General features: G+C 50.8%; 16 protein-coding genes and 9 pseudogenes. 11 read left to right on the top strand and 14 right to left on the bottom strand.

Going from position 1 to position 20,320, the window contains the following annotated elements:
• Positions 1–148 precede the first annotated feature (148 nt).
• The gene (cls, locus tag AACL06_RS06455; protein WP_339036527.1) at positions 149–1,609 is read left to right on the top strand and encodes a cardiolipin synthase; all 1,461 of its coding nucleotides are present in this window, start codon (positions 149–151) and stop codon (positions 1,607–1,609) included.
• 56 nt (positions 1,610–1,665) lie between these two features.
• Positions 1,666–2,002, top strand: a pseudogene (locus tag AACL06_RS06450) (HI1450 family dsDNA-mimic protein).
• Positions 2,003–2,125: 123 nt separating this feature from the next.
• Here AACL06_RS06450 and AACL06_RS06445 read toward each other — a convergent pair.
• Positions 2,126–2,582 (bottom strand): annotated as a pseudogene (locus AACL06_RS06445) (transposase); the annotation flags it as partial.
• Positions 2,515–2,676, bottom strand: coding sequence for a hypothetical protein (locus AACL06_RS06440; RefSeq protein ID WP_339036526.1), 162 nt, complete (start codon positions 2,674–2,676; stop codon positions 2,515–2,517). The gene AACL06_RS06440 and the pseudogene AACL06_RS06445, both read right to left, overlap by 68 nt.
• 541 nt (positions 2,677–3,217) lie before the next feature.
• Between AACL06_RS06440 and AACL06_RS06435 the strand changes: the two genes are divergently transcribed.
• A complete protein-coding gene (locus AACL06_RS06435) occupies positions 3,218–3,994 on the top strand; it encodes an endonuclease/exonuclease/phosphatase family protein (protein ID WP_339036525.1) in 777 nt (258 codons plus the stop codon).
• Positions 3,995–4,222: 228 nt separating this feature from the next.
• Here AACL06_RS06435 and AACL06_RS06430 read toward each other — a convergent pair.
• From AACL06_RS06430 to AACL06_RS10610, 4 genes and pseudogenes are all read right to left on the bottom strand, one after another.
• Positions 4,223–4,677: pseudogene (locus AACL06_RS06430) on the bottom strand (LysM peptidoglycan-binding domain-containing protein); the annotation flags it as partial.
• Positions 4,678–4,732: 55 nt separating this feature from the next.
• Positions 4,733–5,635: pseudogene (locus AACL06_RS06425) on the bottom strand (IS5 family transposase).
• A complete protein-coding gene (locus tag AACL06_RS06420) occupies positions 5,568–5,729 on the bottom strand; it encodes a hypothetical protein (protein WP_339036524.1) in 162 nt (53 codons plus the stop codon). The pseudogene AACL06_RS06425 and the gene AACL06_RS06420 overlap by 68 nt, the downstream one beginning before the upstream one ends.
• A gap of 100 nt (positions 5,730–5,829) precedes the next feature.
• Positions 5,830–6,084 carry a hypothetical protein gene (locus tag AACL06_RS10610; RefSeq protein ID WP_425336937.1) on the bottom strand — a complete coding sequence of 85 codons (255 nt, stop codon included), beginning with the start codon at positions 6,082–6,084 and terminating at the stop codon, positions 5,830–5,832.
• 222 nt (positions 6,085–6,306) lie between these two features.
• Here AACL06_RS10610 and AACL06_RS10605 point away from each other — a divergent pair, with 222 nt between their 5' ends.
• From AACL06_RS10605 to AACL06_RS10595, 3 genes are all read left to right on the top strand, one after another.
• Complete coding sequence (locus AACL06_RS10605; protein ID WP_425336898.1) at positions 6,307–6,630, top strand: CSS-motif domain-containing protein; 324 nt, start codon at positions 6,307–6,309, stop codon at positions 6,628–6,630.
• A 33-nt stretch (positions 6,631–6,663) separates the two neighbouring features.
• A complete protein-coding gene (locus AACL06_RS10600; protein WP_425336897.1) occupies positions 6,664–7,272 on the top strand; it encodes an EAL domain-containing protein in 609 nt (202 codons plus the stop codon).
• A gap of 126 nt (positions 7,273–7,398) precedes the next feature.
• Positions 7,399–7,632, top strand: coding sequence for an EAL domain-containing protein (locus AACL06_RS10595; RefSeq protein ID WP_425336896.1), 234 nt, complete (start codon positions 7,399–7,401; stop codon positions 7,630–7,632).
• A gap of 290 nt (positions 7,633–7,922) precedes the next feature.
• On the opposite strand, the gene AACL06_RS06410 is transcribed toward AACL06_RS10595, so the two are convergent.
• From AACL06_RS06410 to rsuA, 3 genes and pseudogenes are all read right to left on the bottom strand, one after another.
• The gene (locus tag AACL06_RS06410) at positions 7,923–8,267 is read right to left on the bottom strand and encodes a YejG family protein (protein WP_339038323.1); all 345 of its coding nucleotides are present in this window, start codon (positions 8,265–8,267) and stop codon (positions 7,923–7,925) included.
• 645 nt (positions 8,268–8,912) lie between these two features.
• Positions 8,913–10,121, bottom strand: coding sequence for a Bcr/CflA family multidrug efflux MFS transporter (locus AACL06_RS06405; RefSeq protein ID WP_339036523.1), 1,209 nt, complete (start codon positions 10,119–10,121; stop codon positions 8,913–8,915).
• Between the two features lie 17 nt (positions 10,122–10,138).
• Positions 10,139–10,837 (bottom strand): annotated as a pseudogene (gene rsuA / locus AACL06_RS06400) (16S rRNA pseudouridine(516) synthase RsuA).
• 298 nt (positions 10,838–11,135) lie between these two features.
• Between rsuA and AACL06_RS06395 the strand changes: the two are divergent.
• Both AACL06_RS06395 and rplY read left to right on the top strand, forming a co-directional pair.
• Positions 11,136–12,854 (top strand): annotated as a pseudogene (locus AACL06_RS06395) (DEAD/DEAH box helicase).
• Positions 12,855–13,014: 160 nt separating this feature from the next.
• Complete coding sequence (rplY, locus tag AACL06_RS06390; RefSeq protein WP_339036522.1) at positions 13,015–13,299, top strand: 50S ribosomal protein L25; 285 nt, start codon at positions 13,015–13,017, stop codon at positions 13,297–13,299.
• An 86-nt stretch (positions 13,300–13,385) separates the two neighbouring features.
• Here rplY and AACL06_RS06385 read toward each other — a convergent pair.
• Positions 13,386–14,014, bottom strand: a pseudogene (locus AACL06_RS06385) (nucleoid-associated protein); the annotation flags it as partial.
• A gap of 127 nt (positions 14,015–14,141) precedes the next feature.
• Here AACL06_RS06385 and AACL06_RS06380 point away from each other — a divergent pair.
• A pseudogene (locus tag AACL06_RS06380) lies at positions 14,142–14,405 on the top strand (sigma factor-like helix-turn-helix DNA-binding protein); the annotation flags it as partial.
• An 82-nt stretch (positions 14,406–14,487) separates the two neighbouring features.
• Here the strand turns inward: AACL06_RS06380 and mutS are convergent.
• The 4 genes and pseudogenes from mutS to AACL06_RS06365 all read right to left on the bottom strand — a co-directional run bounded on the left by mutS (position 14,488) and on the right by AACL06_RS06365 (position 18,371).
• Positions 14,488–17,043 (bottom strand): DNA mismatch repair protein MutS, encoded by a 2,556-nt coding sequence (gene mutS, locus AACL06_RS06375; RefSeq protein WP_339036521.1) that lies wholly within the window; start codon positions 17,041–17,043, stop codon positions 14,488–14,490.
• Between the two features lie 438 nt (positions 17,044–17,481).
• Positions 17,482–17,988 (bottom strand): annotated as a pseudogene (locus AACL06_RS06370) (IS66 family transposase).
• A gap of 43 nt (positions 17,989–18,031) precedes the next feature.
• Positions 18,032–18,139 carry a hypothetical protein gene (locus AACL06_RS10590; RefSeq protein WP_425336936.1) on the bottom strand — a complete coding sequence of 36 codons (108 nt, stop codon included), beginning with the start codon at positions 18,137–18,139 and terminating at the stop codon, positions 18,032–18,034.
• Entirely contained in the window at positions 18,120–18,371 is a 252-nt protein-coding gene (locus AACL06_RS06365; RefSeq protein WP_339036520.1) for a transposase, read from the bottom strand. Before AACL06_RS06365 ends, AACL06_RS10590 begins: the two co-directional genes overlap by 20 nt.
• Before the next feature lie 268 nt (positions 18,372–18,639).
• Between AACL06_RS06365 and pncC the strand changes: the two genes are divergently transcribed.
• Complete coding sequence (pncC, locus tag AACL06_RS06360; RefSeq protein WP_339036519.1) at positions 18,640–19,125, top strand: nicotinamide-nucleotide amidase; 486 nt, start codon at positions 18,640–18,642, stop codon at positions 19,123–19,125.
• Positions 19,126–19,236: 111 nt separating this feature from the next.
• Positions 19,237–20,301, top strand: coding sequence for a recombinase RecA (gene recA / locus AACL06_RS06355; RefSeq protein WP_339036518.1), 1,065 nt, complete (start codon positions 19,237–19,239; stop codon positions 20,299–20,301).
• Positions 20,302–20,320 lie beyond the last annotated feature (19 nt).

The raw sequence follows: 20,320 nt of genomic DNA, 5'->3' as shown, positions 1-20,320 counted from the left end.
TTTGGACACGGAAAGAGCACAACAACCGCAGCGAACGTTCTTAACTTCATCATAATTATGCAGTATCAGCCGCCCGGAAAAGGTTTCCCCTTTGCCTATCTATGCGTACACTCCTCATGTGTGGTTTGCAAACGGAATTTTCAGCCTTATGACAATATTTTATACTGTAATCAATTGGCTCATGGTGTTCGGCTATTGGCTGCTTATCGCCGGGGTGACGCTGCGTATTTTGATGAAACGCCGCGCAGTGCCTTCGTCAATGGCGTGGCTGCTGGTTATTTATATTCTGCCGCTTGTTGGCATCGTGGCCTATTTATCCTTTGGTGAGTTGCATCTGGGTAGACGCCGTGCCGAACGTGCCAAGGCAATGTGGCCATCCACCGCCAGCAGGCTGAATGAACTGAAAGAAAGCCGCAGGATCTTCGCCACAGAGTATACCCCAGTCGCCAGGCCGCTATTCCAACTGTGCGATCGCCGACAGGGCATCGATGGCGTAAAAGGCAATCAGCTCCAGCTGTTCACTACCACCGATGAAACGCTAAAGGCGCTGATCCGTGATATTGGATTGGCTCGCGATAATATAGACATGGTGTTCTATATCTGGCAGCCTGGCGGTCTGGTCGATCAGGTAGCCGAATCGCTGATGGCAGCTTCCCGCCGGGGTGTGCATTGCCGTTTGATGCTGGACTCTGCCGGCAGCTTGCAGTTTTTCCGTAGCCCCTATCCGAACATGATGCGCCATGCTGGCATAAAGGTTGTCGAAGCGCTAAAGGTTAACCTGTTGCGCGTTTTCTTGCGCCGCATGGATCTACGCCAGCACCGCAAAGTAGTGCTGGTCGATAATTATATTGCCTATACTGGCAGCATGAATATGGTCGATCCGCGCTACTTCAAGCAGGACGCTGGGGTGGGCCAGTGGATTGACTTGATGGCACGTATGGAAGGCCCGGTAGCCAGCACCATGGGTATCGTGTATGCCTGCGACTGGGAGATTGAAACCGGCAAACGTATTTTTCCGCGACCACCTGATATCAATATCATCCCGTGCGAGCAGGAAAGCGGCCACACCATCCAGGTGATCGCTTCCGGCCCTGGCTTCCCAGAAGAGTTGATCCATCAGGCGCTACTGACGGCGGTCTATTCGGCGCGTGAGCAATTGATCATGACTACGCCGTACTTTGTGCCAAGCGACGATCTATTGCACGCTATCTGCACTGCGGCCCTACGCGGGGTTGAGGTTAGCATCATCGTGCCGCGTGGCAACGATTCTACGATGGTGCGCTGGGCTAGCCGGGCATTTTTCTCTGAGTTGCTGGAAGCTGGGGTGAATATTTACCAGTTTACCGGTGGCCTGCTACATACCAAGAGCGTGTTAGTAGACGGCCAACTCAGCTTGATCGGCACCGTCAATCTCGACATGCGCAGCCTGTGGCTGAACTTTGAAATCACGCTAGTTATCGACGATGATGGCTTTGGCAGCGATCTGGCCTGCGTGCAAGAAGACTATATCGCTCGTTCAACACTGCTAAATGCCAAAGAGTGGCAAAATCGGCCATTCTGGCACCACTTGCTTGAGCGGCTATTCTACTTTTTCAGCCCATTTCTGTAGAAAGCCGTACTGCGCGTTACTTAAATAGCGCACAATCATTTTATCAGGATTTTTTTATGGAATTGAATAACCGCCTTACCGAAGACGAAACATTGGAACAAGCCTAAGACACCTTATTTGGCGCTGGCTGGCGACAATCTGGATCTGGCGGATATTTTGCTGTTCAATTTGCAGTTTGAGCAACGCGGTACCGCTGAGCTGTACGACCCTGCGGAAGACTGGCAGGAACATGTAGACGTCAAGTTGGATCCAGATTTCTTCGCCGAGGTGGTGATCGGCCTGGCGGACAGCGATGGCGAACCGATCAACGATGTATTTGCCCGCGTGTTGCTGTGCCGCGAGAAAAACCACAAGCTGTGCCACATTCTGTGGAAAGAGGGCTTTGTTGAATAAATCGGATTTGGAATAAATATTCTCCTGAATGGGCATCTTTCAGGCAAGGCGTACACTTTATGACATACCGGCGAGCGGCATCTTGTTTAATGCACAGATCATGGCCATCGCCTCTGCAACTTACCCATCATAATCTCGCAGCAATAGGTGACTACGAAATAGCTGTTTTACTCTGTACCTCGCTGTTGCCGCTATCGAACGTCGGTGGTAGCCTGTAATACTTTTCCACCGTGTGTTGTCTCCAGTAAGGCGCTGGTGCGCCACCTGGCGTTGCGGTTTTAAACGGGACATGGCCAGACTTCGCCCGCTTACTGATGCAGGTGTCGTCCGGGCAGTTCAACGGCACTTTGATCAGTGTGACACTGGAGTCGACGAAGCCCTGGAGGGCGCGAAGTGTCAGGCCGAAAATCCGTTTCAGCATTAATACGCTGGTGATTGCCATATCGGAATAATGGTGTCGGCGACCACGCAGAGAAGGTTTTGCCTCGCAGTACCAGGCGTGAAGTGCCGTTTCATCCCCCCAGCAAGTGAGTGAACCCCGAGTGATAAGGGCGTTGTTGTAAGCCTTCCAGTTGGTGATGTTGAACTTTTGCTGGGCCACGGAATATTGCTATTTTGATATAAGGAGAGTGATCTGATCCTCGTCCCGGCCAAAAGTTCGATTGATTCAACAAAGCCTGCCTGTGCGCAAAAGCAGGTTATTGTGCTCAATATGCTGAGTGAAGATGAGTTCGTTGCAACCTTAGATTGCTGAAACAGGATGAAACGGAAGTAAAAACGCCCAGTATTGGGCAGCGTCCGGCAATGGCACAGCATCGCCTTCAAGTGGCCCTAGCTCCACGTGGTTGGGCTTGAACATCATTGATTAGCCCTGGTGCAGTCCAGAGACTTGGGGCTTTTTCATAGGTAAAATCAAAGGTAGTTGAGCTATACGTTGAGAGCATCACCTTTTATAAATTTTTATCTCAAACTAAGAGCCTATCCCAGCAGAGGTATATTGTTGCCGCCAGTTTGCACACGGACAGAGAGCCATAACCGGCGTCTAGTGGGAGTCGTGAGGATGGTGAGCACAGCCCAGATCCTAAATGGTAAATAAAATAGCCTAATTGGATAGGTTCTCAGCATCACAAATAGAATAAGGCAGGCGTATAATCAATCCATTGTTGGTGAAGACTTCTTTGCCAATTTGATTCAAATTGGAAATAGGCGAATATCTTGCTGAAACGAACTTATGCCTTGAGGTATGTTGCAGGCCAGCCAGTTAAGCGAATTTTCCCTGGTGCCATCAACCAGCCATTGTCGCCAACGGCCTCATTGCCTACTGTTGGTACCCTGCGGGTGATGGTGTGGAACATATTTAAACAGCAGCGAGACGATTGGCTTTGGGGACTGAAAAACTATGGCAGGGATGCGCAACTGGTGCTGCTGCAAGAGGCGCAAACCACCCCGGAACTGGTTAGTTTCGCCATCGCCAACTATCTAACAACCGATCAGGTGCCAGCATTTGTACTACCGCAACATCCATCCGGCGTGATGATGCTGGCGGCGGCACATCCGGTATATTGCTGCCCGCTGCGTGAGCGTGAACCTTTGCTGCGCCTAGCAAAATCGGCCCTGATTACCGTCTACCCGGTGTTCAATGATCAGCTATTGATGGTGGTGAATATCCATGCGGTAAATTTTAGCCTGGGCGTTGATGTTTACAGCAGGCAGTTGTGGCCGATCGGCGAACAAATCGTCAACCATCAGGGACCGGTGATTATGGCCGGGGACTTTAATGCCTGGAACCGCAAACGTATTAATGCACTGTATGAGTTCGCCAGTGGTATGGCGTTACGTGAGGTGAACTTTATCGACGATTATCGCCGCAAGGCTTTTGGTCGCCCGTTGGACTTTGTATTTTATCGGGATCTTCGGGTGGTGAAATCATCGGTGTTGGAGACCAGCGCCTCGGATCACAACCCACTGCTGGTAGAGTTTCACCGGAGCTAGGCAGCAGGCAAGACTGACACTGAGAAGTAAAAAGCCCCGCCAGATGCCTAACTGAAGCGGGCTTATTTTATGCCGAATATTAAAACCGATCCCATTAGGCTATTTTATTTGCCATTTAGGATCTGGGCTGTGCTCACCATCCCCACGGACTTCCTGTACGCGCCAGTTGTTGCGCACTGTCCCGTGTGCAAACTAGCAGCAACAATGTACGCCTATTGGGACAGACTCTTAGGCATCCGTCGTTATTTTATTGCCAACAAACAAGGTCAGTTTAAGACCGGGCTGCAAGCTGCTACCTCTGCCGAGCGTTGAGTTCCAACTCATCACATCGTCAACATCGACACCGTGACGACGTGCGATACTATCCAGCGAGTTACCTTTACGAACCTAATAGGTGATGCTGCTATTACTGGTTATTTGCAGGGTTTGTCCGACTTTTAAGGCGGCTCTTGGCACGTAAGTTGTTCCAACTCTGCAAAATTACTGCTCTTGATGTTCAAGCGCTTTGCAATGCCCGATAAGGTATCGCCGGAACGCACTTTATACCAACCGCCACCAGACAAATCGCTGTTCTTCACTAACAAGAGCGTTAGCTGAGTCACAGCGATCCGGCCATCGGCCAGCGAATCTTTCAACCGAGCGGCATGCCCTTTGGGTACCGTGATATAATGGGGTCCATTGGGGGGGCTTTGTTGAATAAATCGGATTGGAATAAAGAGTCCCGTGAATGGGCAGCTTTCAGGCAAGGCGTACACTTTCTGGCATACCGGCTAGCGTCATCTTGTTTAATACACAGATCATGGCCAGTGCCTCTGCCACTTGCCCATCATAATCTCGCAGCAACAGGTGACTACCAAATAGCTGTTTTACTCTGTACCTCGCTGTTGCCGCTATCGAACGTCGGTGGTATCCTGTGATACTTTTCCACCGTGTTTTGTCTCCGGTAAGGCGCTGGTTCGCCACCGCTTGATTTCGCTCTGCATAGTCTGCCGCCCAATAACGGGCTCCGCTTTTGGGCGGTATTAACGCCTTGAGCTTCTTGCCCCTTAACTCATCATCACACACTCGCGTATCCTAAGCCCGATCCGCCGAGGCGACTTTGATTTTACGGTACCTCTGGCGGATAAGACCTGGGAAGGCTGCGGTATCGGTGACATTGCTCAAGGAAAGGTCAGCACAGATGACCTCATGTGTTTCTGTATCTACGGCCAAATGCAGTTTTCGCCAGATCCGCCATTTTTCGTGACCGTGTTTTTTTACCTTCCACTCCCTTTAACCCAACACGTTGAGCCCGCTAGAGTCGATAACGAAGTGCGCAATTTCACCCGGCGTTGCGGTTTTAAACGGGACATGTCCGGACTTTGCCCGCTTACTGATGCAGGTGTCGTCCGGGCAGTTCAACGGCACTTTGATCAGTGTGACAATGGAGTCGACGAAGCCCTGGAGGGCGCGAAGTGTCAGGCCTAAAATCCGTTTCAGCATCAATACGCTGGTGATTGCCATATCGGAATAATGTTATCGGCGACCACGCAGAGAAGGTTTTGCCTCGCAGTACCAGGCATGAAGTGCCGTTTCATCCCCCCAGCAAGTGAGTGAACCCCGAGTGATAAGGGCGTTGTTGTAAGCCTTCAAGTTGGTGATGTTGAACTTTTGCTGGGCCACGGAATGTCGCTATTTTGACAGAAGGAGAGTGATCTGATCCTCGTCCCGGCCAAATGTTCGATTTATTCAACAAAGCCCTTAAAAGCGTTTCTTCATAATGATATGTTGCTGAACTAATAACCTGATCCAGATGCGTCATTGCAGGTGGCTCTGTCCGTTGCTCGCGAAACCAGTCAAACGAAGCGTCCCGTGCGTGGTGTGCTTTTGGATCCAGAGGCAAAACTCTGAGTACAGCCAGTCAAAAAGTTGTCTAAGATCAGCATTAGAAGAAGGGCGATAATCGAGTAACCTCCGGATCGTTTGCCGATGTCTAGCGGGTCATATATAGAAAAAAGATCACCAGAAACCTCGAGTTGCTGAGCAAGATACTGAATAACATTTGCGCTGACGTCCTTGCCTGATATGGGAAACCGACCATATATCTCCATAAATTTCAACTGAATGGCAAATACCCAACGCCCCTCTTGTCGGTCATGCCGGACATCAGAGGCGTTTGCGTAGGAGTTAACAACCATAGATCTTCCCATTCAGTTTTATCCCGCCCGTTATCCATACGGACTCCGATACCTGTAACTATCAGAAGGTACGGGAATTTTACCACCGTTACCCTGTCTCTTATTACCCGTCAGCGTGTGCAATATCAGCGAACAGTGAAAGAACACACGCTGAAAACTACCCTCAGCTATATCAATCATCTGGTGACAACTATTCATAAAATGTTGCCACTCACCGCCAAACCCTGCCTATCCAGCCAAGCGGATATCACTTATCAAGCAGCGTTAACCTCCGGCGCTCGTACCTTTTTGCTAGTTAAAAACGGTTATGCCTATTGTTCTTCTGCCAGCAGTGACCTGATGCTGCCGCTGAAAATCCTCTATCCAGAAATCAATTGGAGCCAGCATTTAGGTTTTAAGCTGCAACAGGATATACCTACCATGCCGGGTAAACCTACAGTTGCCGTTTGGCTGCGTTAGCCCGACAGACTGGATACCGGTATCCTGGCCACATTGGATATTGACCTGGTACCTTTGCTGATTACTCCACGCTATGCACAAACACCTGACATCGCCATCGTGATGGGCGATAGCGCGCTGACCACTTTCACCCCGAACCTAATGCCAGTAAATCAACTGCCTCATCAAGAGGCTGACAGCCTGAACATTCGCGGACTACCGTTAAGCATCATGTTCTACAATGAGAAACTGACACCCGAAGACATTCGTCTGACGCTGTTGGGTAGCCTGTTGTTATCACTGATGATAGGGGTACTCTGCTACTACACGTTGCTGTTACGTCAAAGCCCTGAGCAAGCGTTGCTACGCGGCATCACACGTAACGAATTTTTTATGGAATACCAACCGGTATTCCATACCCGCAGTGGCACCATCGGTGGATTGGAAGTGCTGATCCGCTGGCAACACCCGATTAGAGGACATATTCTACCTAACGTATTCATCCTTATATGTGGAAAGAAGCGGACTGATCGTACCGTTAACCCGCCACTTATTCCGTCTGATCGCCAAGGATGCGCCACAATTAGCCACGGTATTACCACAGGGAGCCAAAATCGGTCTGAACATTTCCCCTGCCCATCTCAGCGCACCTTAATTCCATAAAGACGTGTATGAATTGCTGGCTCAGTTGCCGTGCAACTACTTTAGGTTGATGTTTGATATCACCGAACGCGGCATGGTGGAGGATAAAATGCGCTAGTGGAATTCAATTGGCTACACGAACAAGGCATGGAGATCGCTATTGATGATTTTGGCACTGGCCACCACAGCGTGCTGATATATCTCAAACGCTTTAATATGGATTACCTAAAAATAGACCGGGGCTTCGTCAACTCGATCGGCCAAGATACGGTAAGCGCACCGGTGCTGTACGCTGTGATTTCACTGGCCAAAAAGCTGAAAATCCTCACCGTGGCAGAGGGGGTGGAAACCGCCGTGCAGATGCGCTTCCTACAGGAGTAGGATGTTAACTTTATGCAAGGGTACTACTTCAGCAAGCCGCTCAGCATCGATGACTTCATCGCCTACTGCAATGCCAATCAAGTGTTTGATTATCAGGCACAGCAGACCTGAACTTTACACTTCTTTGCTCCCTGTGGCCGCACAGAAAATAAAAAACCGAAGCTGCGGATTCTGCCGCAACGAATAGGTGAAATATCCGGCGTATAACGTGGCGGTGAGGCGCTAGGGCATTATTGCCTACGACAAAATAGCCGCCTGAGTATACCTATACTCGGCAGATTAGCACTGGGTCAAAAAGGAAAGTGTGCTCTGAGCTTCTCAGAGATCGCTGCACCTACGTTTTTCAGACGACACATGGCAGCGCTTTCGTCGCTGCGTTGCACAAACAGGCAAGGCTCGCCTTCACACTCAACGATAGCACGGTCGATTTGAATCTCCTGTAGAGAAACATTGAGCTGCTGCATGACACGCCAAGCATCAGTCCCTTCATAGCTGAGCAGTTTCAAACCGATCAGGCAGTTATCTTCATCTATTCCGCTAAGAGGAATTGGTTCAACCTTAGTGCCGATAAAACCTGGTAGCCAACGATAACTTTGCGGCAAGCGATGTACTACCGAAAGTTGAATACTCACCACACGAAATCCCTTGTTTGAGAAGATGAAACACATTTTACCTGACAGGGTCAGGTTACTCAGTAAGAGCCACTGCCAACCGAATTTGTGGCACTAAATGTTATTTTAATGTGAAAATTTCACCATATAGAGCCTACCCCAGTAAGCGTATAGTATTGCAGCCAGTTTGAACACAGACAGCACACAACAACCGATGCGTACCTGGAGTCCGTGAGAATGGTGAGCACTGGCCAAGGCCAAAATGGCAAATAAAATAGCCTAGTGGGATAGGTTCTTATTCCTTGTCGTGCTGATGTGTATCTACTGTTCGTGGGGGACGTCTCACAACATTTTGCCACTAAGCCAGTATTTCCGCGTTATAGGTAACCCTTTCACGTAACAATCTCAACTTTTTTATTGGAATAAACCAACCTTTTTGTTTGCATATTTTTACATTTAAAAACATTTTAATCATATAAATCGCGTGAGAATATTATGATTTATTTATATTATAACTTATTTTTTATCTATAAAAAGTTACAAGCAATGATAATCATGCCGCGAAACATCATAATTATTAATAAATAGTTAACAAGATATTTATTACCCGTGGAGCGTCAGACTGGCAGGTGCACTATTTTGAGAAGCCAAGGCCTAGCGCCCTTGGGTTCAAAAGGGGGATGAAGCATCGCAGTTGCGCGGCTTGCTGGCGTACAGGTATAACAGCATCGCCACAATGCTGCACAGTACCATAGAGGAAACCATCGACCAGGCACTGTGACCCGGCACCATTGCCAGTACCGCACCCACCAACGCACCTATGCTAGAACGTAACGTGCCAGCCAGTGAGGAAGCAGTACCAGCCATATGCGGGAAACCATCCAGGATCACCGCCATAGCGTTGGAAGTAATCATCGCAATACAACCCAGGTAAACCGCCACACCAATCACCAGCGCCCAAAAGCCCAAGCCAACGGCACTTATCGCCAATAGCCACAGCCCCATCGCCAACTGTATCAACAACCCCAAACGAAACATACTGATAGCCCCTACCCGCCGCACATTGTAGCTATTGAGCAGGGTAGTAAGGAACAGGAAGACGATGTTCAGCGCGTAGTAGTAGCCAAAGTGTTGCGGCGAAACGTGATTTAGTTCAATATAAACAAAAGGCCCGGCGCTGAGGAACGAGAACATGCCAGCGAACGAGAAAGCACTAGCCAGCATATAGCTCAGCACCCGCTTATGGTGCAACAGTGAGGCGAAGTTGCCCAGCGTGGTTCGCAGGTGGAATTTCTGCCGCCGTTCTTTCGGCAACGTTTCCTTGATAAATAGCGCCACCAGCAACGAGCCGATCAGCGCGGTGGCACCCATAGCCCAGAAAATAGCGTGCCAGTTGAACCATAGTAGCAGCGCGCCGCCGATCATCGGTGCCAGCAGCGGCGCAATAGTCATCACCAAAATCACGAACGACATCATGCGTGAGAACTCGTCTTTGGTGAACATATCGCGCATCAGGGCGTTGATCACCACACTGGCAGAGGCGGCAGCCAGGCCATGCAGTAAACGCAGCCCAATCAACAGATCGATCGACTGCGCCATAGCACAGGCGCAGCCTGCAATGGCGAAGATCAGCGTTCCCCATAGGATCATCGGCTTGCGGCCAATGCTGTCCGATATCGGCCCATAGAATAATTGCCCAAAGGCGAAGCCGAGCATATAGGCGCTGAGCGTCATCTGCACGCGGCCTGATTCAACGCCAAACTGGGCGGCGATCACTGGCATGCTGGGCAGATACATGTCGATAGCCAACGGCATTAGCATGGAAAGCAGACCCAGAATAAAAATCAAACCGAGGTGAGACGTCCGGTTATGTTGCACGTTTAACGACTCCTTAGTTATCCGTAATCCCGTAGGTGTTCACCTACGCTGGCGATTTCCTCTGCGGTGAGCGGGCGGTATGCGCCCGATGCCAGATCATTATCCATCACAATAGTGCCAATGCGCTCGCTGTGCAGTGCGATCACCAGATTGCCGATTGCTGCGAACATGCGCTTCACTTTATGGTAGCGCCCTTCGCTGATGGTCAACCTCACCTGACGATCGTTGATCTTCTCCAATTGCGCGGGCCGATTCAGGCTCTTTTCGTTATGCAGTTGCACACCAGCGGTGAAGCGCTGCGCAGTATTTACCGCCAGCGAATGCTACAGAGTCACCAAGTAGGTTTTCTCGCAGTGGTGTTTCAGCGAGGTGACGCGATGTGACCACTGACCATCGTCGGTCATCAGCACTGAGCCGGTAGAGTCAATATCCAACCTGTAGGCGACCGGTTCATCGAGAAAGTACAACACCGTGGGATGATCGGGATCATCGGTGGAACAGACGTAGCCCTGCGGCTCATTGAGCATAAAATAACGCGGGCCATTCTGCTGCGCCAGCAGATTGCCGTCGAACTTTACTTCCTGCTCAATCGCCAACTTGACCGCCCCGCTCTTCACTACTTCGCCGTCTACGGTGATACGTCTAGCCCAAAGTTCGCGCGCTACCAACGCACGACTAATACCTAACTGCTGAGATAAAAACTTGTCCAGTCGCATTGAATCTATTTTGCCTGTCGTTGTAATTTGCCAAAATACGACACCCTACCACCACATTGGCAAAATAGCAGGTTAGAAGGGGAAATCGCGTGGGGAAACAGCGATAGCTGCAAAACGAGTATAACGGCGGAAACCGCCCTCTGACAGGGGTAATTTCTATGCTTCTCGCCTCGTGCGCATGTCAGAGGGAATAATGATAGAAGTTTTTTGGTCACCAATGGAGTAAAATGTCACTGTCTAAGTGGGATCAAATGTTGCAAACATGTTTTCAGCCCCCCTTAACCCATGGCGTTAACTTATGGCATTTACCCTACGCCCGTACCAATTGGAAGCGGTCGACGCCACCATCAAACATTTCCGACAACACGCTGAGCCAGGGCTGATTGTATTTCCGACTGGTGCAGGCAAAAGCTTGGTGATCGCCGAACTGGCAAAACGCGCGCGTGGACAGGGTACTGGTGCTGGCTCACGTCAAGGAGTTGGTGGCACAAAACCATGCCAAATACTGCGCCTACGGGCTAAAAGCGGATATCTTCGCCGCCGGGCTACGACAAAAAGACAGCGCAAGCAAAGTGGTGTTCGGCAGCGTGCAGTCGGTGGCACGCAACCTGATGCTGTTTGACGGCACCTTTTCCATGCTGATTATTGACGAATGCCACCGTATCAGCGAAGACGACGACAGCCAATACCAGCAGATCATTCAGCATTTGCAAAAATATAACCCGCAGTTGCGGCTATTGGGATTGACTGCCACCCCTTATCGGCTGGGTAAGGGGTGGATCTATCAGTATCATTATCACGGCTTTACCCGCAGCGATGGCTACAGCCTGTTCCGCGATTGCATCTATGAAATGTCACTAAGCTATATGATTAAGCACGGCTTTCTAGTGCCGCCAGAACGGCTGGACATGCCGATTCTGAAATATGATTTCAGCCGTCTGATGGTCAGAAGCAACGGGCTGTTCAGTGAGGCAGACCTGAATCGCGAACTGAAACGGCAAAACCGTATGACACCGCACATCATTAACCAGATCGTAGAGTACGCCGCAACACGCAAAGGGGTGATGATTTTCGCCGCTACTATTGAGCTCGCACATGAGATCCATGGCCTTTTGCCCACTGTGTAAGCTGCGCTGGTCAGTGCCGCAACCCCCAGCGTCGAGTGGGATGCATTGATCACAACTTTCAAACAGCAGCAATTGCGGTATCTGGTCAATGTGGCAGTGATGACCACTGGCTTAGACGCGCCACACGTCTATATGATCGCCATTTTACGCCCCACCGAATCCGTCAGCTTGTATCAACAGATCGTTGGCTGTGGACTACGGCTGTCCCCCGGGAAAGTGGACTGCCTGATCCTCGATTACGCGGGCAATCACCACGATCTATTCACCCCGGAGGGAGGTATCAGTAAGCCGCACAGCGAAAGCCAACCGGTGCAGGTATTCTGCCCTGGCTGCGGTTTTGCCAATCTGTTCTGGGGAAAATGTGCTGATAACGGCGACATCATCGAACACTATGGCCGCCGCTGCCAAGGCTGGCTGGAGGATAACGATGGCCATCGCCAACAGTGCGACTACCGTTTCCGTTTTAAGCGTTGTCCGCACTGCGATGCAGAAAACGACATTGCCGCCCGCCGCTGCCATCAATGCCAGCAGATATTGGTCTATCCCGACGATATGCTAAATGCTGCGCTGAAGTTGAAAGATGCCCTTATACTGCGTTGCGGCGCATGACGCTGCAAAGCGGCCACGACGATAAAGGCGAATGGTTGAAGGCCACCTACTATGATGAAGACGGCACCAGCACCAGCGAACGTTTTCGCATACAGAAACCAGCACAGCGTAAAGCATTCGACATGCTGTTTCTGCGCACACATCAGCGTGCGCCAGGTGTACCCTTCCAATGGAAAACCGCCGCCGATGTGCTGGCGCGTAAGCGTGGTCAGTTCTGGCAAGTGCGGGAAAAAATGTTCAATTACCAAGGACGCTTCCGGCGTGCCAACAAACTATATTAACCACGGGGGCTAGCGCCTTGGACAGATTTTCGTTGCCCTGCGGGGGGCATTCCGTTAGAATTCCCCCGCTTTGCATGGGTTCGCCCAGTGTAGAGGCAGGTTATCGAACTTGCTACTGGGTCGCCTGTAGCAGGGTAAATTGTCTTTTAAGAGAAAAAAAATGTTCACTATCAATGCGCAAGTACGTAAAGAGCAGGGTAAGGGTGCGAGCCGCCGCCTGCGTGCAGCAAATAAGTTCCCGGCTATCGTTTATGGTGGCGAAGAAGCGCCAGTCTCTATTGAGCTGGGGCAAGATTATGTAAAGAACATGGCAGTTAAGCCAGAATTCTATAGCAAAACCATTACTCTGGTTATCGACGGTAAAGAAAGCAACGTTAAGGTTCAGGCTATACAGCGCCACCCGTTCAAGCCAAAACTGACTCACATCGACTTCTTTCGCGTTTAATCGCAACTTATTTGAGCTTTTCGGAACACCGAAGTAAAAAACGCCGAAATAGCGGCGTTTTTTTATTTGTCAACCATGGTGCAAGGTCACTTAATGTTACCGCTCAGACGGCGCTGCAACTGATCGCGCAGGTTTGGCGGGGTACCTTTAATGGTCAGCGTATCAGTAGCTGCATCCCAGAAAATTCGCTCACCCAACAGAGCATCCCATCAAAGGTTAGGCTAATACCGCCGCCGCTACCGGCAAACTTGGTCAACTGGCGCAGCGTACCGCGATCCGCAGGGAAACTGTCTTCAAGATGATAGCCTTGTTCGCTGGAAAACTGCATGAAATCCTTTTCACAAGCCGACGCAATTTCTTGCGACAACGCCTGTAACTCGATCTCTTCACCAACGTGTAGTTGTTGATTACAGTAGCTGTACACATGCTGGCGCACCGCTTGCCGCTCGTTTTTATTCAATTGTGCGTCCGCGCAATAATCGTCAACCGCTTGTAGCAGCCCTCGGTTTTGCGCTTTGGTGTCCAGCCCTTCGGCTGCCGCCAGGAAGTCCATCAGGAAGTCCATAAAAAAATCGGAAACTTTACGCCCTACCCGCCCTTTTAGAAAGGTCAAATAACGGGTTGATTGTGGATTGGTTTCCCACTCGGTCAGATCAATGCGCGCTACAATATCGGTGTGGTTGATGTCCAGATAATGGGTGGTATTGATATCCAACGTTTGCTCGTCGCGTTTAACCAACTGATGCAGAGCGATCTAATCAATCGCCAAACATCACAAGCCCTCACAACTGGACTGAGTAATGCCGATCATAGCACCCATCCGCCGACATGAACGACGATAGAACGGACCTGAATGCACCACGCAAGATGATGATATGAAATAGAGCATCATCAAGTGGCTGTTTGAGCTGAATGCCAAACAGCGGGAAGTGCTGGTGCGGCGTTTTGGCCTGCTGGGCTACGAATCGGCAACGTTGGAGGATGTAGGCCGGAAAATTGGTCTGACAAGTGAACGTGTGCGTCAAATTCAGGTTTAAGGGTTGCGCCGCCTGCGCGAAATTTTACAGACGCAGGGACTTAGCATTGAGGCATTGTTCCTCGAATAACGAACGCAGACGATTGACACTAGCAAATAAAAAACGGTGAGCATGACAGTCACCGTTTTTTATGTCTACGATCCATGACGGATCACATCATGTTTTTCAACTTATAGAGCCACTCTAGCGCCTGACGCGGCGATAGTGAATCTGGGTTCAATGCCCCCAGTGCCGCCACTGCGGGTGAGATTTCCTCATCCAACAACGTAATCTGAGTTGTATCCACGGTGCCAGCGGCGGTGTGATTGGAGAGCGACTCTAATTCACGCAGTTTTTGACGTGCGCGTTTGATGACATCGCGCGGTACACCGGCCAGTGCTGCAACCGCCAAGCCGTAACTCTTGCTCGCTGCACCGTCTTGCACGCTGTGCATAAAGGCGATGGTGTCGCCGTGCTCTAGCGCATCCAGATGTACGTTGACCACGCCTTCCATTTTCTCCGGCAAGGTGGTCAGCTCGAAGTAGTGGGTAGCGAACAGCGTCATGGCTTTGATGTTGTTGGCCAGATTTTCAGCGCACGACCAGGCCAGCGATAGACCATCGTAGGTAGAGGTGCCCCGGCCGATTTCATCCATCAGCACCAGGCTGTGCTGGGTGGCATTGTGCAGGATATTGGCAGTTTCGGTCATTTCCACCATAAAGGTAGAACGGCCTGAGGCTAGATCATCCGCGGCACCAACGCGGGTAAAGATGCGATCCACTGGGCCGATATGGGCTTTAGTGGCTGGCACATAGCTACCGATGTGTGCCATCAGGACAATCAATGCCGTTTGGCGCATATAGGTGCTTTTACCGCCCATGTTGGGGCCAGTTATGATCAGCATACGGCGCGGTGGCGACAGTGACAGCGGGTTGGGGATAAAAGGTTCGCTCAGCACCTGTTCCACCACCGGGTGGCGGCCTTCAGTGATATGAAGCCCCGATTGTTCGCTCATCGTGGGGCAAGCATAGTGTAGAGTATCGGCGCGTTCGGCCAGGTTGGTCAACACGTCTAGCTCGGCCAGCGCCGCAGCGCTTTGCTGCAACTCCGCCAGATGTGGCAGCAGTAGATCGAACAGCTCGTCGTACAAGTTTTTTTCAATCGCCAGAGCCTTGCCTTTGGAAGTCAGGACCTTGTCTTCATACTCTTTCAGTTCAGGAATGATATAGCGCTCGGCGTTTTTCAGCGTCTGACGGCGCACGTAATGGATTGGCACCAGATGGCTTTGTCCACGGCTGACCTGAATGTAATAGCCGTGCACGCCATTGAAACCTACCTTTAAAGTATCAAGCCCCAACTTTTCACGTTCGCGGATTTCCAGTTGAGCCAAATAGTCGCTGGCACCGTCCGCCAGTTCGCGCCACTCGTCTAGTTCGCTATTGTAGCCAGGGGCAATAACACCGCCATCGCGCACCAGCACTGGTGGGGATTCGACTATCGCCCGTTCCAGCAGATCCAACAACGCATCGAATTGACCAACCTGCGATAGTAACTGTTGCGCATGCGGTGTATACACATTTTGCAATAATGCGCGAATGTCCGGCAGCTGTTGGAAAGCGTGGCGCATACGTGCCAGGTCGCGTGGACGGGCGGTACGTAGCGCCAGACGCGCCAGGATGCGCTCCTGATCGCCAACCTGCCGCAGCGAAGGCTGTAGATCGCTATATAGATCTTGCAGCTTGCCAATGGCCTGTTGGCGATCGTTCAACACGTTGATGTTGCGGGTCGGCATGTGCAGCCAGCGCTTTAGCATGCGGCTACCCATGGGGGTCACGGTATGGTCGAGGATCGCCACCAGTGTATTTTCACTACCCCCGGACAGGTTTTGGGTCAGTTCCAGGTTACGACGTGTAGCAGCATCCATAATGATGCCGTCCTGCTGTCGTTCCATAGTGATGCCACGAATATGTGGCAGTGAGGTACGTTGGGTATCTTTGACATATTGTAGTAAACAGCCAGCGGCGCGCAGTGCCCGATGCGCCTGCTCAACGCCGAAGCCGATCAAATCGCGGGTACCGAACTGCAAATTGAGCTGCTGGCGCGCAGTATCCAGCTCAAATTCCCACAATTGGCGGCGGCGCAGGCCGTGACGCTGTTCGATCAGCGCCATCTGTTCAAAGGTTTCCGGATAGAGAAGTTCTGCAGGGTTGGTGCGCTGTAACTCTGCTGCCATGGTTTCACTATCTTGCGGCTCGGCGATGCGGAAGCGGCCAGAGCTGACGTCCAGCGTCGCGTAGCCAAAACCGAGAGTATCCTGCCAGATCGCCGCCAGCAGGTTATCCTGGCGCTCTTGCAGCAGCGCTTCATCAGTAATGGTACCAGGGGTGACGATGCGAACCACTTTGCGTTCGACCGGTCCTTTGCTAGTGGCTGGATCGCCGATCTGCTCGCAGATGGCGACAGATTCACCTAACTGCACCAGCCTAGCCAGATAGTTTTCTACTGCATGGTGTGGCACGCCAGCCATAGGGATAGGTTCACCCGCCGAGGCTCCGCGCTTTGTCAGGGAAATATCCAACAACTGCGATGCGCGTTTGGCGTCGTCATAGAACAACTCGTAGAAGTCACCCATGCGGTAGAGCAGCAGGATTTCGGGATGCTGTGCTTTTAGGCGAAGATACTGTTGCATCATTGGGGTGTGGGAATCTAGATTCTTATTGTCAACCATGGACATAATTTATTTATTCCATTGAATTTAAGGTAAATTTTTATTTTGGTTGTTATCATTAAGTATCACGTTATCTCATAAAAAATCACCAAAATCCGCTTGTAAGTGTAAGTCAAAGTGTAGGTTGTTATGTAGGCTATAGTATAACAGTACTGAATAAACGTATAGTCTACACTTGGCAAGAAAAGCTGGATTTCAGCCTGAGTAAATCCAGTGGTTAGCCATGAAATGGATCTTATATGATGGATAAACCAGCACGCAAACCTTTGTCATCCAAAGCTATTGAAATAATTAAGCCTACGGACAAAAACAAAGCCGCGATAATTGTAACCGAACGGTGAACTCATTTTGTGTGATTAAAATCATGTAATAAGCTGGCGGATATTAACTGAAGCTGTTTTCGACTTAGGATAATAGCTCCTGGAGGCTATTGTGGGGTCAGTGGGAGCGGGTCAGCACATCACGCAACCAGATATACGGGGTGTGGCCGTTGAGTTTGACGGTTTCCAACAGATTCAGGATAGCTGCCATCCGTTTTCTGGCAAGCAAAGACCCGGCAAAGGGTCCGTTCTTCCGGCCTACGGCTACCGGACGGTGGCAGTTTTCCATGCGATTGTTATCTATGGGTTCGCGGCCATCGTCAAGATAATGCAGTAATGCTGACCAGCGTTTCATGGTATAGTCCAGCGCTTTGCATAACCCGGAGTTGGGGGCCGTCTGCGCTTGTTGCAACAACAGCCATTGATGAAATGCATCCAGCTAGGGTTTGGCATAGTGCTGCCGCAATTGACGTTTTTTATCCGCTGACCGATGTTTGATTTTGCGCTCAAGCCTGAACAACTCATGGATAGTATCTAGAGCTAGCTTCGCCACCAGGCTTGGGTTGGCAGTGAACAGCTCAAAGAACGTGCGCCGGGCGTGCGCACGACCCCCGGTTTCAACCACCTGGCCGCTTAGAACAATGCCTGGTAACTGGCATCACCGTCCACTACCAGGGTGGCGCGCCAGCCCTGAAGCACATCGCGGCATACTGACTACTGCGCCCCGGTTGGCAATTATAAAGCACTATCGCCCACTCAGCACCTCGTGCGGCGATATAGGGCCACAGATAACCGCGTGGGGTTTTGCCCTTGCCCTGGTCGAAGATATTTTGGTGCTTTTGGCTCAGATAACAGCGTGACTAGTTGCTGCTTAATATCGGCGGCATCGGCCTCGATATCTTCATCGAACAGCCCGCGCTGTTCCCCCTGGAAGGCTTCGCTTTTACGCCATAAGCGCCACTGACGGGCATTTTTCATTGCCTCTTCCAGTTGCTGGATATAATACAACCTGTAAGTGTCTGGCTTTGCTGCGTCTGCGGCTCTTAGTCTACGAATAATATCAACACCAGAGCGCACAGTTCATCGGGGTTTTGTGAGGCCAGCACTACATCGATATTCGTGCCCTTTTTTTATCAGTATAATAGCATATTATCATTGATAATCAATGTATTAATGATGGTTTTCCATTATTTCATGAAAAGTCATTGCTTCCTTACATTGAAAAACACAGGTTCTACTAATTGGATATATCACCCTGATTCGCTAAGGAGAAGTTATGAGTGAAAGCCAACTGCGTCAACTCAGCATTCTGGTGGGTGAAAAGCTAAAAGCGAAAGGGTATTGGATCACTTGCGCGGAATCCTGCACTGGCGGTGGCATTGCTAAAGCCATCACGGATATTGTCGGCAGCTCGGCCTATTTCGATCGCGGGTTTGTCACCTACAGCAACGCGGCGAAGCGCGATTTGCTAGGGGTGGTGGAAGCGACATTAACTATTCACGGTGCGGTCAGCGCAGAGGTAGTACACGAGATGGCGTTAGGCGCGCTACATGTCGCGAAGGCTGATCTGGCACTCTCGGTAAGCGGCATTGCTGGCCCTGAAGGTGGCAGCGAGGAAAAACCAGTGGGAACGGTTTGGTTTGGCTTCGCCGATGGGGGCCGAGTGTTGGTACGCAAGGGACATTTTGTTGGCGACCGCGATGCGGTGCGGCTTCAGACGACGGTTTTTGCGCTGCGGACCACCCTTGAAGAATTTTTGTGAAATTGGCTTGTTACTGTATGACTGTACAGTATAATTAGTGACATTTCCTACACAAAATACAATCAGTGGCAGTGTGGGGTAATATCGGCATTGCTAAATGAAGGAGCAAAAATGGCTATTGATGAGAACAAGCAAAAGGCGTTAGCTGCGGCACTGGGCCAGATTGAGAAACAGTTTGGCAAAGGCTCCATCATGCGCCTGGGTGAAGACCGTTCCATGGATGTAGAAACGATCTCCACCGGTTCATTGTCACTTGATATTGCACTGGGTGCTGGTGGTCTGCCTATGGGCCGGATCGTCGAGATCTATGGCCCGGAATCCTCCGGGAAAACCACTTTAACGTTGCAGGTTATCGCTGCGGCGCAGCGTGAGGGCAAAACCTGTGCATTCATTGACGCTGAGCACGCGCTAGACCCAATTTATGCGAAGAAGCTGGGTGTGGATATCAACAACCTGTTGTGTTCCCAGCCGGACACTGGTGAGCAGGCGCTGGAAATCTGTGATGCGCTGACCCGCTCTGGTGCGGTTGATGTTATCATTGTCGATTCCGTGGCGGCGCTGACGCCGAAGGCGGAAATTGAAGGCGAAATCGGCGACTCACACATGGGGCTGGCGGCACGTATGATGAGCCAGGCGATGCGTAAGCTGGCTGGCAATCTGAAAAACGCTAACACCCTGCTGATCTTCATCAACCAGATTCGTATGAAAATTGGCGTGATGTTCGGTAACCCTGAAACAACCACCGGAGGTAACGCCCTCAAGTTCTATGCTTCTGTCCGTCTGGATATCCGCCGCATCGGCGCGATCAAGGAAGGAGACGAGGTCGTGGGCAGCGAGACCCGCGTGAAAGTGGTGAAAAACAAAATCGCTGCGCCGTTCAAGCAGGCTGAGTTCCAAATCATGTACGGCGAAGGCATCAACAGCCGTGGTGAATTGGTTGATTTGGGCGTTAAGCATAAAATGATCGAAAAAGCAGGTGCTTGGTACAGTTACAACGGTGAGAAAATCGGCCAGGGCAAGGCTAATGCCTGCAACTTCCTGAAAGAGAACCCGGCCATTGCCACAGAGTTGGACAAAAAGCTGCGTGACCTGCTTTTGCACAATACGTGCGAACGGGTTGCTGCTACCAGCGAAGACACCGGTGGTGACGCAGCGAAAACCAGCGAGCAATTTTAATCGCTGACGATGGTGTACC

Source organism: Serratia symbiotica (Periphyllus acericola), assembly GCF_964019515.1.
Taxonomy (GTDB): Bacteria; Pseudomonadota; Gammaproteobacteria; order Enterobacterales; family Enterobacteriaceae; genus Serratia; species Serratia symbiotica_D.
The sequence above is the reverse complement of the archived record's forward strand: the minus strand, read 5'-3'. Positions and strand labels throughout refer to the sequence as shown.